This window comes from Providencia sp. UF-224 (assembly GCF_058245955.1).
On sequence record NZ_JBSICC010000001.1, the window covers coordinates 296,363 to 310,108 of the forward strand.

Sequence of the window (13,746 nt, forward strand, 5' to 3'; positions counted from 1 at the left end):
AATGAAAGGCAGACCGCGTAAAAGAGAGTTCAGGCATTTGCCTGACTTTCTTTACTATGATAAAGCAGAGAAACAATATCGCTTTACACTCGTTAATGGCGTCAGAAGAAGAATGGGCGCTGATAAAGCTAGGGCGATTGCGATAGCCAGAGAATATAACAATATAATGCGTCCTGAGAGCGCTGTTTCTGTCAAATCATTAATTGTTGATTCTGGCGGCACAAATGGCGAATCACTACCATTTTCCGAGCATTTGGATAAATTGTTTGCCCGCATAATTAATGATGAACGACCATCAGGAAGTACTCTTAATGATTGGACTAATGATCTAGAAAGAGTTAAGACTTATTTCAATGACATTACACCTATTGAGGTTACGCTTGAGCATGTTAACGGGTTCATTAATGAATTTCATGCGGATGCGTCAGCTAACGTTCAAAATAGAAAAGTCGGCTTTCTAAAGAAAATTTTCAGCTATGCAATGGATGAGTCGCTTATGTTAGATAATCCAGCAGAACGCAAGAAAATGAAACGGGTTGATGGCAAAAAACGTCGCCGATTATCCTATGATGATTTCCTTAAGATCCGTGCGTCAGCGGAACCCTGGTTACGTACGGCTATGGATTTAGCGCTACAAACAACACAAGCCCGGCTTGAGGTTTCTCGTATCAAATACAACATCAAAGCCCCAAAAAATAATACCTGTGGTTGTGTTTGGTTTGATGAAGAAAAGGATGGTATTTATGGCATGATCTATATCCACAGACAGAAAGTGCAACATAAAGAAGCATCTCATGTCGCGATCCCTATTGGTAAAAAACTAAAGGAAATCATTGATAACAGTCGTGACAACGTAGCAAGCCCATATATTGTACATAGATTACCTGTTCGCTTGCCGAACAAGATTAGCAAAGAAGTTAATCATCCTACTCAAGTCGCCCCCGATTATCTCAGTCGCGCTTTTTCAGCCCTAAGGGATCGTGTTGGTGTTGCTGCTAATTTACCGCAGGATGAAAGACCGACCTTTCATGAAATTAGGGCTTTGGCTGCATTTATGTTTAAGCAACGCGGGTTTGACCCTCAGGCGCGTATGGCCCACAGTGATGCTGAATCAACAAAAATTTATACCGAAAATCATGTTGATTGGATTGAAGTGCCACACTGTGAAATAGCTTAAATAGCCGGGTAAAAGTCGACTTAACTAATTGATGTATATAATGCAAGTTTTGCATATTAAGCACTGTTTGCACGAACAGCCGATGGGCTTATTTTCCTTTTAAATCAATGGTATTTATAGCTTGCTATCGGGGTCATGGGGTGTCGGGGGTCGTAGGTTCAAATCCTATCATGCCGACCAACTTTTTATAGAAAAACCAACCTGTTAGAGTTGGTTTTTTTGTGCCTGAAATTTTAAGCGGGGTAAAATGGCGGTAAAATCACGGTAAAATTCCAGCGTAAAACCCAGCCACGATTAAACAGCCTTTTATCCCCGATTACAGCAATGCGTCATTATCACCAAGGCCATATTGTTTACGTTCCGCAGCTTCCTGCTCTGCCCTTTCCGCCTCTTCAGCAATACGTTTAGCTTCTCCTTGTGCTAATCGCTCAGCTTCTAGCTTAGCAAGTCTCGCAGATAGATATAACACACCGATGTGAAAAAATAGTTCAAAAAACACGTCCTCTCTATTTCCAAATTAAAAAAACTCATTTATTCTTAAATTGAGCGAACACGCTTATGAGCAGTATCGTTAACGCCAAGCATTACGGGAGGTTTGTATGTTTCTCGTATATACCATCATTGTCATTGCTTTTTTTATCTCATTGGCGACTATTGAAACACCCGATAGTGACAAAATTAGTATTGAGATTGAAGATAAGCAAATAGGACTTATGTATGCTATGTAATATTAAATAACTGCCCTTTCAGGTTGCGCCTGCAAAGGGCATTTTTATTTATTCAAATAACCTAATCAACCAATTGAATATCTAAACCATACAGTAACTCTAATGCTTCGAAACGTGAAAATTTAGCCTGTTTTAGCGTATTTTGGCGAATATCAATCGTAAAGGAATGCGTTCCCGTAAAATCTACCGACGTTAAATTGGTCTGCATAAATAAGCTATTTGATAAATCGCAATCTGTTATCACTGATTTATTAAGTTCCGCATTTCTAAAATCAATATCATGTAAACGGCAATCATCAAATTGTGTTTCATGGAGTTTAAGTGCAAAAAAATTACTGCCACTCAGAATACAACTTTTGAAACTCAGTTGAGAATAAAAATCAAAACGTGGCCAATATCCTTTTGTCCAGTCTATCCCCACAAGCTTGCTGCCATTAAATTCACAAATAGAAAAGCGTGAATTAGGAATACTAATTAAACTGAGATTACATTTTAAAAAAGTACATTCTACAAACCGGCAATCGACAAAACGACTTCCCGTAAAGTTACAATTGATAAATTCACACCGCTCAAACAGGGAATGTTCAAATTTTTCATCTTCAAATTCTAAATCACAAAATTTTTGATCTAAATATTCGCTTTGACTTTCTATTTCCATTATTACCTCGTAATTGCTTATACCTAGAAACTACCAATACTGTATATAATACCATGTAATTTTTATAGGAACTTGACACCTAGCACAAAAAGCGCGATAGCATGTTTTACTGATTTCCCGATAGTATTGATAAATAAAATAATTTTGCTCTATACTGCATAACTACAATAAATTGATGAGGGAATTAGATGAATTTTCGTTTAGCAACCATAAATGACATAAACACTGTCTACAAGATAGACACCGTAGCGACAGATATTCGATTAAACGAAATCAGAGATTGGGTCAAACAGGGCCATTGCTTCGTGTTGGAAGAAAAAGAAGAAATATTCGCGTACGGTGTCATAACTCCGCAATTTTTTGCACACGGGTTTATTGAACTATTGATGGTTAATGACCTATATCGCCGACAGGGTTTAGGATTACTATTAATAAAACAATTGATCAAAAGAAGTCCAACAACAAAAGTTTTCACCTCAACAAATCAATCAAATACAGCCACCCAACAGCTTTTCATGAAAGCTGGCTTTATTCCGAGTGGCAGTATTGAAAACTTGGATGATAACGACCCAGAACTTATCTATTGCTACGTCCCAAGCTAAAACTGTCTTATCAACAGATTTACAATAACGTTTTTTCCATCACAACTGTTTGTAGCATCTGGTTAAAATGTTGATAAGTTTCTTTATCTATAGCTTGTGGATAGCTTAATACTTCTAGCTCATGAGGCTTATTTTCAGGGTAATAGCTTGGGTGCGCATGTGCATATTCATTTTGTTGAAAGCCACAGTGCTGGTAAAACGAAAGACGCTTCCTACTAACTTCATCAATAACAGGGTCAATTTCAAGAATGACTTGCCCAACATCGAGGCAAAACTGTTTTAGTACTTTCTGCCCATAGCCTTGCCCTCTTAGCAAGTCTGAAATAGCGAGGTGTTCAATATAGAAATAATCTTTAATTTTCCAGCAGCCTATAAAACCCACAAATTCACTATTATCTGTAAAGTAATAAAGATGATAATCATTAAGCCCTAAAATTGACTCTCGACCTTGGTAGCTTCTTTGCTCATAAAGTGGAAAGGATTTATCGTATAACTGATTAACAGCCTCTTTCTCGTTTATATCATTGCTAGATAATCTGATTGAATGTAACATTTATTCCTATACTCATCATTACGGGGACACAATACACTTTTAGAATACGTATTTTTTTAATGCTGACAATCAATTTATCCTCAACAACCTTATTTTTAGTTATTTTTAACTATTTGTTTTAATTGTTTATTATTTTCCTTCCGAAATTCATTGTCATTTAACTCATCTAATTTGAAAAATATTTTATAATCTTATTGACTTTTTCTCCTTATACATCTAAAAATACTGTATATTAATACAGTCTTTAGTCGAGGCTATTATGTTACGGATTGAAGTTTTATTTGATAAAAACGCACTACAAAAACCAAGCACAAACGTTTTACTCGCCCTTGAATCTGAGATTTTACGCAAACTGCAGAATCAGTACCCTGACATGGTAACTCGCGTCGGTTTTAGTTCGCAGCAGCGTGTCAATATTTCTGGAACTAAAATGTCAGAAGATAAGGTACGCATCGAAGAAATATTAGAAGAAATTTGGCTGGATGATGGGTGGATCCCCGAAGAAAATACAGCTGAATAACAATTTTAACTAAAGGAATGTTAAAGGTAATCTAAACATTCCTTTATTTTATCATACTTAAAATGCGTAGCGAAAACCAGTGAACCCAATCAAACCTAATTTTTGCTCAGTTAATGTACTCTTACCTGCATCACCAATTAAATAATACGCAGCAATGCCTGAATATAAGGTGAAGCTTTCATCCATATTATAATTTAATGTGGCTGAGCCATGTACATCTTTAAATCCACTTCCAGCATCGTATTCTGCAAATTTAGATTTGCTAGCTTGTTGTTTTGAGACACCAAAGTAGGCTTGATTGTACGCTTTATTTCCCCATACTGTTGCTAAGTTATATTCCATTTCCCATGAGTTATTAATTTCATAGTTTGTATTGACACCTAATTCTACAGTAGCAGTACGGCCTATATGGCGCCCACCATAACGCCTATCTTTTGTTGCAATATCACCCATAATGTAGAATTCATAGCTGTTTAGCGTGTAATAAAGATCAGCACCGACTAGCAGGGAACCATCTAAATCCCCCATTCCTTTAAGATCTTTATTTTTATTACCAAGAAAACCAATCTTTTCATCACGGCCATAATCGTAGCCCAACGAACTAACAAATGTGAGATTCTCTGTTAAGCCTATTCCCCATGCCGCGCCTTCGATACCTAAACTAAATACGCCATAATTATCCGAAAGGTAAGCATACGTTGCCTCTAAATTTGGCCCAAACTGGTATTTTTTTGAACCTTCATAAACGGGTGCAATATTGACTCCTGCCCCTGAAATAAATGTACTTTCCCCCGCAACAACATAACTACACGGCAAGATACCAACCATTAATGCTGCAATTTTTTTCATTTTCAAATGACACTCATCGTGATTAATAAATTTTTTGCCTTAAAAATGCTTTAATTTCTTTTAATGGGCTTAATTTGTTTTTTCTTTCATCAGAAATGCGTGCCTGAGAAATGCATTTATTAACATCCGTGCACGTAGCGACTTCATTAATTGTTATGTTTGAAAAATGAATGCCTGATGTTTTATTAAAATCTTTTCCCATAATTATCAAAGCAATGAGAATAACTATGATAAATATTGGTACTTCATAGAAAGCTTGCTTCATCATCAATGCTCTTATTCTTAGGAGGATGGAAGAATAATAATCTGTCTATATTTTTGTACCTTAAAACTGGGTTAAACCAAGCTTAAGATAAACTTAAATCTAAGCTGAACTTGGGACGACTAGATATTGTCTGGTTTCCATTGGCTGCTTATACTGACGCTCAGAGGTGATAATATGAATATCCTATTAGTAGAAGATGATCTCCAACTGGGGAAAGCACTTTGCCGTGGCTTAGAATTAGCGGGATTTAATCCTTGTTGGGTACGATTGCTGGCAGATGCAAAATCACAGCTCACTTCTCGTAATTTTGATTTAATGCTATTAGATTTAGGGCTACCTGATGGTGATGGTCATGCAGAATTAATTGCATGGCGTCAATCTGGGGAGTCAATTCCAATCATTATATTAACCGCACGAAATCAAATGGATAATTTGGTTTCTAGCTTAGATTCAGGCGCTGATGATTTTTTAACAAAGCCATTTGCCATGCCAGAACTTATATCTCGTGTAAAGGCAGTAAGCCGTAGAATGGCTGGCTTTTCTTCTGAAATTTGGCAATTAGATAATCTGCAATTAAACCCATTAAACCATCAAGTAACACTTAATGAACAACTCCTTTTGCTCTCAGGAAAAGAATATTTATTGTTGTATGAGCTAATTAAAAATGCAGATAATGTTGTTCGAAAAACAGATTTAGAACAGCGACTCTTCGGTATCGATGATGTGGAAAGTAACTCTTTAGAAGTTCATATTCATAATTTACGCCGCAAGATAGGTAAAGACCGAATTATTACTATCCGTGGTATTGGCTATTTATTAAAAAAAGAAGCTCAGCCAAGTGAAAGTTAAATCCTTTTTTATTTATACCTTCGGCTTACAAATTAGCTCTGTGATTTTTCTATGGCTAGTATTAGTCGGTTGGTTACAATTTTTCTATTGGCCATCAATTCATGAAGAATTGAACAAGCAACAAGTGATCATTACGACTGGGTTTGCCAAAACACTAGGCGTCGTTTCTGATAATCCTGAATATTTTAATGACATCGCCAACATATTACAAAATCTCTATACAGAGGCTATTGAGAATGGTGAAGGAATTAATTATCGACCATTTATGGTTGTTAGGGACAACTTAGGTAATGTTCTTTACCGCAATAGTGAGAAATTAGCGGTGCCGTCGCTAAAAACAATTGACGAGTTAACAAGGCAATACCCAGATTGGCATTTTACATCCGCATGGAACCACTCTAAGCAATTTGAAGTGATTATTGCAGAATCCTACGCAGACCGTACCTCATTGCTAGGTACGCCAGCGGAAGGAACAGCAATACCCTTAGCTTTTATATTAGCAATCATGTTTCTTGCTATTGTCATTACAGCCTATTTCAGCTTAAGGCCTTTAAGACAAGCTGCAAAAATTATATCTAGTCGCCAACCAGGTAATTTATCGCCTATCGAAGTTAAAGAACAATATAAAGAAATTCGCCCTATTATTGCTGCAATCAATAACCTGATGACCCGTGTAGATGCAGCAAATCAACGGGAAAAGCGCTTTATGGCTGATGCTGCACATGAACTACGTACACCGATAGCTGCCGTTATCGCCCAATTGCATTTATTAATACAAATCGATAACCCAAAAGAAAAAGAAGAAATTATTAATGATATGCAGGAGACGTTAAACCGTGCCGCTTCTTTATCCCATCAGCTTATTGACTTAGCACGCTTAGAGGCAGAAGATTTTGCTTTAAATAAAGAACAAATCGACTTACCTGCTTTAATCAGTACTATTATTTCATCCCATGTTCCTTATGCCATCAATAAAAATATTGATGTAGAGCTGCAAAGCCCGGATTCTTTCTATGTACTCACAGACAAACTAGCGCTCACCAATATTTTTACCAATTTGATTGAAAATGCGATCAAATATTGCCCAGAAAAAGGCAAAGTTAAAGTTTCAATTAAAGATTTATCCCCCTTTGGCGCCACAATTTCATTGCAAGATAATGGAAGAGGTATCCCAGAACAAAGCCGCCAACTTATTTTTTCTCGCTTTTACCGTGTCCCTGGTACGGTGGAAACTGGGAGTGGCTTGGGTTTATCCATTGCCCATAATTTAGCGTTAAAAATTGGAGCTGTAATTAGAGTTACTGATGGATTAGATAATCAGGGAATTGGTTTTATTATTGATTTACCTTAAATTGAATTCTGTAATTGAGTTAACAGCATAGCCACTACTTTACAGATAAAATGCCTCTTTTGTACGTTAATTTACTTAATTTAAAAGAGGCAATAATGTCCAAGGCATTAGTAATTATTGATCTCATTGAAGAGATAATTGGTAAAAGTGGCTTATCAAATTCTAGCTACCAACAAACTTGTGAACGCAGAATTATTGAAAAAGCGAACCAAGCAGCTTCCCATGCAAGAAACCTTCGAATGCCTGTCATTTGGGTAAAAGTTGGTTTTTCGGATAATTACCACGATGTTCCCGCGGGTTCCCCCATGTTTCAACATGCCAAAGAAATCGGCGCATTAAAACTAAGTGACAATGGCTGCAATTGGGTGCACGACCTTGATGTGGGGTTTCGCGACCCTGTAATGATTAAAAAAGGTGTCTCCGCATTTGCAGGAAACCATTTTAACAAGTGGCTCACGAATAATGGCATTACACAGTTGTTTATTGGTGGAGTTAGCACCGTAAAGGCTATTCAGAGTACAGCACGTGAAGCGCATGATTTGGGCTACTTTGTCACTATTTTAGATGATTTATGTGCCGCTCCAACACTTGAACTTCATGAGCAAAGTATTCAAGCATTAGAGGGCATGGTCACGGTTTCTTCCGTTAAGGAATTTCTGCAATTAAAATAACAAAGTTTATTTTATTTAGTATTTTCTAGGTAAATCTCGCGTAGCCGGATGGTAATATTCCCCGGCTTACCGTCTCCAATCGCATGATGATTAATTTTGATAACAGGGCAAACTAATGTTGTAGCTGATGTCATAAAGACTTCTTTCGCTGTTAGCATTTCTTCAAGACTGAACGGTTTTTCAATAATCTCTATACCCTGCTCTTGGGCCAGCAAAAGAACCGCTTTTCGCGTAATACCTGGTAAGATTTCATAGGTCAGCCCTCGAGTCTGTAATTGATTGTACTGATTAATGATAAAACAATTACTGGAGCTTCCTTCAGTTACAATCCCATCTTTAACGAAAATTGCATCATCAGCACCTTGTTGTTTAGCATGCTCTTTTGCTAAAGATGCAGCTAATAAAGCCACTGTCTTAATATCACATCTCCCCCATCGAATATCCTCTACTGTGACAGCCGTAATACCATTTTTTACTTTTAAGTTATCAACAATGTTCGTCTTTTGTGCAAATAATACTAATGTTGGCTTAGTCTCTTTATCAGGAAATAAAAAATTACGCTGTTTTGCATTTCCTCGAGTAAATTGAAGGTAAATAAGTCCTTCATTGATATTATTACGCTCAATTAATTGCGTATGAATTTGTTTAATCTCTTCCACGCCATACGGTAAATTTAGTTGCAGTTCATGGCATGAACGCTGTAATCGCACAATGTGGTTTTCAAAATCAACGAGTTTTCCATTGATAATGGCGGTCACTTCATATACGGCATCGGCAAATAAAAAACCTCGGTCGAAAACAGACACGGTAGCCAGTTCTTCAGGTAGATACTGACCATTCACGTAAGTTATCATTTATATACATCCCTTTAATTAGCCAATTTATTCTCTTTCGTATAATTAACCATACACCATATTTACCTCTCTGCATTTCAATTCATCATTTTTCTTATAAGGCCTTTAGAAGAAACAATAATCACGACAAATACCCACATTAAAATTATGTTTAATTTTTAAAATATATTTTAGGATTAACTTGACATTAACAACCCAAAGATTAAAATGCCCTCACGTGATCGAGATCACACTTTAACAATCGGAGTTAACCATGAGCAGCATTAAAGAATTTATCAGTAGTGTTCAAGAAGTCGTTGAATTACTGTCAAAACGTTTTATGTAAGTTAGTTGTTTTCTAGTCAATCAAACCTTTCATTTACCTTATCATTAGCGTTAATTTGCAAATATTTTGCACAGCGGCTTTGAATTCAAAGCCGCTTTTTTATTGCTATTTTGCAGTGTGTTAAATTTATGTTGGCATGCCTGGCACGTTACGCTAAAAGCCATCCATTCATCTACGTTATTATTATCAACGTGATTTTATTATCATCCCAATACTTATCGCTTCCATACATTATTAAGACAGAGTTTTATTTCTCTTATAATGAAATTTAAATCTGCTCATGATAGTCTTTCTTAGTAACCAAAACTTTTTATAGAGATAAACTGCAATTAAAACATCGTCATAGAAGGAGAACACATGCAGCAGCAACTGCTCGACTGGGTCCACCAGTTTAATCAAGACTATGCCAACCTCGCCTCTTTGCTCATGGTGCTTGGGCTCATACTGATTGTCGCTCTTGTCTTGCACCTTTTTTTACACAAAATATTACTGCCTACGTTAGAAAAACGGGGGCAAAAATCTGCGGGTAGCTGGCCGCATTTGCTCACCCAACATTATCTTTTCAACCGAATTGCTTTTGTGATCCAAGGGGTGGTAGTTAACATCCAAGCAACGCTTTGGTTATCTGCTGGCTCAACCGCACAAACCGTTCTTAAGGTTGGCTCACAAGCCTGGTGTTTATTATTTGGCTTATTAACGATTTACTCCATACTTGATATCGTATTAGGTATCTTGCAACGTGCTGCCAAAACCGCCCACCTTCCTCTACGAGGAATATTCCAAAGTATTAAACTAATTGCATCAATACTGATTGCCATCATGATCATTGCACTCTTGATTGGTAAGTCTCCACTGATTATTTTAAGTGGACTCGGAGCCATGACAGCAGTAATGATGTTGGTATTTAAAGATCCAATAATGGGCTTAGTTGCTGGGATACAGCTATCAGCCAATAATATGGTGAATATTGGTGATTGGTTAGAAATGCCAAAATACGGTGCTGATGGTGCCGTTGTTGATATTGGTTTAACTACAGTGAAAGTCCGTAACTGGGATAATACCGTTACGACCATTCCGACTTATGCATTAATTTCAGATTCATTTAAGAACTGGAAAGGCATGACTGAATCTGGTGGGCGACGGATAAAACGCAGTTTTCGTATTGATGCCACCAGCGTACATTTTTTAACGCCTGAAGAAATTACGCACTGCGAAAAAGCCAACTTACTTGAGCCATATATCGGCCAAAAAGTATCTGAAATCCAAGTGTTTAATTCTGCGCTCCCTGATGACAAAGCGATCCCATTAAATCAGCGCCGTTTGACAAACATCGGGACATTTCGTGCTTATATTGATGCCTATTTAAAAGCACACCCTAACATTCATAAAAAAATGACCATCATGGTAAGGCAATTGGAATCGGACTCGAATGGTATCCCTATCGAGATTTACGCATTTACCAATACAACGGTTTGGGTTGAGTATGAAAGAATCCAATCGGATATCTTTGACCACATCTTTTCAATCTTGCCGCAATTTAATTTAATGCCACATCAATCACCTACCGGAAATGATGTTAGATTAATTAACTCGTCGGCAGTAAAACCGTTAACACCAAGTGATTAGTAAAAGTTTCTTATTTATCTACATCTAAAGTAGTATTTTAAAAGAGGGTTTAGCCCCTCTTTTTCCTCATTTCCCACCCAATCATTATATAAAAATAAATATAACGATAGTTAATAAAAATAGAACTAAAACCCTCTTCAGCTCAAAAAAACTCCTTATAAATTATATAAATACATAAAATTTATCCGTATCAACATTGATGTAAATCATGTCACTTAACACAGACATTTTTTAACATATAAAACAAGTTAGTCGTGTTGTTATTTACATATAGGCAATGTCAATGCATAAAATTAAAAATAATACTCAATTTGGAGAACTGAGCAGGAGGGAGTTTATACAAACCTCTGCAACCGTTGCGGGCGTCGCCGCAGTGGCAGGCTCAATCACTCTCCCCTTTTCTGCTCAAGCAAAAGCACCAGCAATCATGCCTGACGAAGTCAGCGAAAAAATCAGTTACAGCGCATGCTTAGTTAACTGTGGAAGTCGCTGTCCTCTGAAGGTTCACGTTAAAGACGGTGTTATCAGCCGTATCTCTAACGAAACAATGTACGATGACTCCACTTTAGGTGAACATCAAATTCGCCCGTGTTTACGTGGACGATCTGTACGTTGGAAAACCTACAATCCTGACCGTTTAAAATACCCAATGGTTCGTGTAGGTAAACGTGGTGAAGGGAAATTCAAGAAAATCACTTGGGATGAAGCCACTACTATCATCGCTGAAAAACTAAAATATACCATTGATAAATATGGTAGTGATGCCATTTACTACCAATATGGTTCTGGCTCAACAGGTGCAAATTTGCATGGTCGTGCCGCATGTAAACGCCTGCTCAGCCTCACAGGCGGTTTTTTAGGCGACTACGGTACCTATTCATACGCTCAATTAATGGAAATTACGCCATACGTATATGGTAGCGTTGAAGAGTCTTATTTATCCGAAATCCAAAACTCTGATTTAGTCGTCATGTTTGGTCATAACCTCGCCGAAACACGGATGTCCGGTGGAGGCCAATTTTATGAAACACTCAATGCATTAGACAAAAGTAAAGCGAAAGTCATTATTATTGATCCGCGCCGTACAGACAGTGTTACAACTCTAGGCGCTGAATGGATCCCTATCTATCCAGGGACTGATGCGGCATTAGTCGCAGCGCTGGGTTATGTGATGATCCAAGAAGGGTTAACTGACGAAGAATTCCTGAAAAATTACTGTGTGGGTTGGGATGAATCCACACTGCCCGCTTCTGCACCACGCAATGGTTCATACAAAGATTATATCCTAGGTAATGGCCCTGACGGCATCGTTAAAACCCCTGAATGGGCAAGTAAACTAACGGGAATATCTGTTGCACGTATCACCCAATTAGCTCGCGAAATTGGTAATGCAAATCGTGCTTGGATTTCACAAGGCTGGGGTTTACAACGTACGGAAAACGGTGAGCAGGCTTGTCGTTCCATTATGATGCTGCCATTAATGTCAGGCAATATTGGCCGAGCAGGTACTAATACCGGTTTATGGGGTAATAGCTACGCTTACCCAGTTGCAGGTTTTGCATTACCTAACCCTGTGAAAGCGCTAATTCCAACTTACATGTGGTCTGAAGCCATTGTACGCGGTAAAGAACTGACGGCAGAAAATGGCGGTATCAAGGGTGTTGATAAACTGGAAAACGACATCAAATTTATGTGGTGTTACTCCAGTAACGTCATTGGTAACCAGCACGGTGATTTAAATAAAACCCATGAAATTCTCTCTGATGAGTCTAAGTGTGAGTTTATTTTAGTGTGGGATAACCATGACACTCCTTCTGCTAAATATGCAGATTTGCTGCTGCCTGACGTCACCACCGTTGAAACTAACGACCTGATTAATAACTCCTATGCAAGTGGTGCGTATCATTACCTTGTACGCCTACAGAACGCGATTGAGCCATTATGGGAAAACCGCCCTAACTATGATGTGTTAGCCGAAATAGCGGAAAAAATGGGTGTTAAAGAGCAATTCACCGAAGGCCGTACTTACGCTGAGTGGATTGAATTCTGTTACAACAAGACGCGTGAAAAAATGCCACACTTGCCTGAATTTAGCGAAACAGATGGTGCAGGTATCATTGACCGTAAATTCCTAAATAGCAGCGAAAATATTGCACTGAAGAAATTCCGCGATGACCCAATTAACAACCCGTTAAAAACGCCATCAGGAAAAATTGAAATTTATTCGGAAAAACTGGCTAAAAGAGTCAAAAACTGGGAGTTACCAGAAGGCCAACGCATCCCTGCTCTGCCAGAATATTGTGTGAATAAAGAAGGGGTTGAGGCGCAAGATAAAGACCAAAAACACACTTTATTGATGACAGGTTTCCATGATAAAGGCCATGTCCATTCATCCTATTACAACGTGGCGATGCTACGTGAAGCTATCCCCCATCAATTCTGGCTTAACCCAATTGATGCACAGCAACGGGGTTTAAGTAATGGCGATTTGGCTGAAATTTTCAATGATCGTGGCCGCATTCAAATTAAAGTTAAAGTCACTGAGCGTGTCTTACCTGGTGTTATCGCTGTTCCGCAGGGTGCATGGCGTACCCTCAATAGTGAAGGTTTAGATGTTGGCGGTTGTATCAACACCTTAACTTCACACGTGCCTTCCCCGCTGGCGAAAGGTACACCACAGCATACCAACCTTGTTGAAGTTAAACGCGCTTAAGGAGT

14 protein-coding genes are annotated in these 13,746 nt (G+C 38.0%); 8 read left to right on the plus strand and 6 right to left on the minus strand.

Annotation, left to right across the window (positions count from 1 at the left end; genetic code table 11):
• Window position 1 precedes the first annotated feature (1 nt).
• Window positions 2–1,177 carry a tyrosine-type recombinase/integrase gene (locus AC4IFO_RS01540; RefSeq protein ID WP_490731261.1) on the plus strand — a complete coding sequence of 392 codons (1,176 nt, stop codon included), beginning with the start codon at window positions 2–4 and terminating at the stop codon, window positions 1,175–1,177.
• A 316-nt stretch (window positions 1,178–1,493) separates the two neighbouring features.
• On the opposite strand, the gene AC4IFO_RS01545 is transcribed toward AC4IFO_RS01540, so the two are convergent.
• Together AC4IFO_RS01545 and AC4IFO_RS01550 are read right to left on the minus strand one after the other, a co-directional pair.
• Window positions 1,494–1,676, minus strand: a complete 183-nt coding sequence (locus AC4IFO_RS01545; RefSeq protein ID WP_490731263.1) for a hypothetical protein — start codon at window positions 1,674–1,676, stop codon at window positions 1,494–1,496.
• A 290-nt stretch (window positions 1,677–1,966) separates the two neighbouring features.
• Entirely contained in the window at window positions 1,967–2,584 is a 618-nt protein-coding gene (locus AC4IFO_RS01550) for a pentapeptide repeat-containing protein (RefSeq protein WP_490731497.1), read from the minus strand.
• Between the two features lie 167 nt (window positions 2,585–2,751).
• On the opposite strand from AC4IFO_RS01550, the gene AC4IFO_RS01555 reads away from it, so the two are divergent.
• Window positions 2,752–3,165 (plus strand): GNAT family N-acetyltransferase, encoded by a 414-nt coding sequence (locus AC4IFO_RS01555; RefSeq protein ID WP_490731265.1) that lies wholly within the window; start codon window positions 2,752–2,754, stop codon window positions 3,163–3,165.
• A gap of 19 nt (window positions 3,166–3,184) precedes the next feature.
• On the opposite strand, the gene AC4IFO_RS01560 is transcribed toward AC4IFO_RS01555, so the two are convergent.
• Window positions 3,185–3,718, minus strand: coding sequence for a GNAT family N-acetyltransferase (locus AC4IFO_RS01560; RefSeq protein WP_490731267.1), 534 nt, complete (start codon window positions 3,716–3,718; stop codon window positions 3,185–3,187).
• 259 nt (window positions 3,719–3,977) lie between these two features.
• On the opposite strand from AC4IFO_RS01560, the gene AC4IFO_RS01565 reads away from it, so the two are divergent.
• Window positions 3,978–4,238, plus strand: a complete 261-nt coding sequence (locus AC4IFO_RS01565; RefSeq protein ID WP_490731269.1) for a DinI-like family protein — start codon at window positions 3,978–3,980, stop codon at window positions 4,236–4,238.
• Window positions 4,239–4,295: 57 nt separating this feature from the next.
• Here AC4IFO_RS01565 and AC4IFO_RS01570 read toward each other — a convergent pair whose 3' ends face one another.
• A complete protein-coding gene (locus AC4IFO_RS01570; protein WP_490731271.1) occupies window positions 4,296–5,087 on the minus strand; it encodes a MipA/OmpV family protein in 792 nt (263 codons plus the stop codon).
• A 22-nt stretch (window positions 5,088–5,109) separates the two neighbouring features.
• Window positions 5,110–5,355 (minus strand): hypothetical protein, encoded by a 246-nt coding sequence (locus AC4IFO_RS01575; protein WP_490731273.1) that lies wholly within the window; start codon window positions 5,353–5,355, stop codon window positions 5,110–5,112.
• A gap of 171 nt (window positions 5,356–5,526) precedes the next feature.
• Here AC4IFO_RS01575 and AC4IFO_RS01580 point away from each other — a divergent pair, with 171 nt between their 5' ends.
• From AC4IFO_RS01580 to AC4IFO_RS01590, 3 genes are all read left to right on the plus strand, one after another.
• Window positions 5,527–6,201: a response regulator gene (locus tag AC4IFO_RS01580; RefSeq protein ID WP_490731275.1), complete on the plus strand. Its 675-nt coding sequence runs from the start codon at window positions 5,527–5,529 to the stop codon at window positions 6,199–6,201.
• On the plus strand, window positions 6,191–7,552 hold the full coding sequence (locus tag AC4IFO_RS01585; protein ID WP_490731277.1) for a sensor histidine kinase: 1,362 nt from the start codon (window positions 6,191–6,193) through the stop codon (window positions 7,550–7,552). The genes AC4IFO_RS01580 and AC4IFO_RS01585 overlap by 11 nt, the downstream gene beginning before the upstream one ends.
• 95 nt (window positions 7,553–7,647) lie before the next feature.
• Window positions 7,648–8,223: a cysteine hydrolase family protein gene (locus AC4IFO_RS01590; protein ID WP_490731279.1), complete on the plus strand. Its 576-nt coding sequence runs from the start codon at window positions 7,648–7,650 to the stop codon at window positions 8,221–8,223.
• An 11-nt stretch (window positions 8,224–8,234) separates the two neighbouring features.
• Here the strand turns inward: AC4IFO_RS01590 and AC4IFO_RS01595 are convergent, their stop codons facing one another.
• Complete coding sequence (locus AC4IFO_RS01595) at window positions 8,235–9,077, minus strand: D-amino-acid transaminase (RefSeq protein WP_490731281.1); 843 nt, start codon at window positions 9,075–9,077, stop codon at window positions 8,235–8,237.
• A gap of 682 nt (window positions 9,078–9,759) precedes the next feature.
• Here AC4IFO_RS01595 and AC4IFO_RS01600 point away from each other — a divergent pair.
• A complete protein-coding gene (locus AC4IFO_RS01600; RefSeq protein WP_490731283.1) occupies window positions 9,760–11,028 on the plus strand; it encodes a mechanosensitive ion channel family protein in 1,269 nt (422 codons plus the stop codon).
• Window positions 11,029–11,311: 283 nt separating this feature from the next.
• Window positions 11,312–13,741, plus strand: coding sequence for a DMSO/selenate family reductase complex A subunit (locus AC4IFO_RS01605; protein ID WP_490731288.1), 2,430 nt, complete (start codon window positions 11,312–11,314; stop codon window positions 13,739–13,741).
• Window positions 13,742–13,746: the final 5 nt, after the last annotated feature.

Excerpts from the sequence above, each read along its gene's own strand:
- AC4IFO_RS01605 (WP_490731288.1), top strand. The coding sequence starts at position 11,312 with ATGCATAAAATTAAAAATAATACTCAATTTGGAGAACTGAGCAGGAGG.
- AC4IFO_RS01540 (WP_490731261.1), top strand. The coding sequence starts at position 2 with ATGAAAGGCAGACCGCGTAAAAGAGAGTTCAGGCATTTGCCTGACTTT.
- AC4IFO_RS01570 (WP_490731271.1), bottom strand. The coding sequence starts at position 5,087 with ATGAAAAAAATTGCAGCATTAATGGTTGGTATCTTGCCGTGTAGTTAT.
- AC4IFO_RS01580 (WP_490731275.1), top strand. The coding sequence starts at position 5,527 with ATGAATATCCTATTAGTAGAAGATGATCTCCAACTGGGGAAAGCACTT.
- AC4IFO_RS01560 (WP_490731267.1), bottom strand. The coding sequence starts at position 3,718 with ATGTTACATTCAATCAGATTATCTAGCAATGATATAAACGAGAAAGAG.
- AC4IFO_RS01590 (WP_490731279.1), top strand. The coding sequence starts at position 7,648 with ATGTCCAAGGCATTAGTAATTATTGATCTCATTGAAGAGATAATTGGT.
- AC4IFO_RS01565 (WP_490731269.1), top strand. The coding sequence starts at position 3,978 with ATGTTACGGATTGAAGTTTTATTTGATAAAAACGCACTACAAAAACCA.
- AC4IFO_RS01575 (WP_490731273.1), bottom strand. The coding sequence starts at position 5,355 with ATGATGAAGCAAGCTTTCTATGAAGTACCAATATTTATCATAGTTATT.
- AC4IFO_RS01595 (WP_490731281.1), bottom strand. The coding sequence starts at position 9,077 with ATGATAACTTACGTGAATGGTCAGTATCTACCTGAAGAACTGGCTACC.
- AC4IFO_RS01555 (WP_490731265.1), top strand. The coding sequence starts at position 2,752 with ATGAATTTTCGTTTAGCAACCATAAATGACATAAACACTGTCTACAAG.
- AC4IFO_RS01600 (WP_490731283.1), top strand. The coding sequence starts at position 9,760 with ATGCAGCAGCAACTGCTCGACTGGGTCCACCAGTTTAATCAAGACTAT.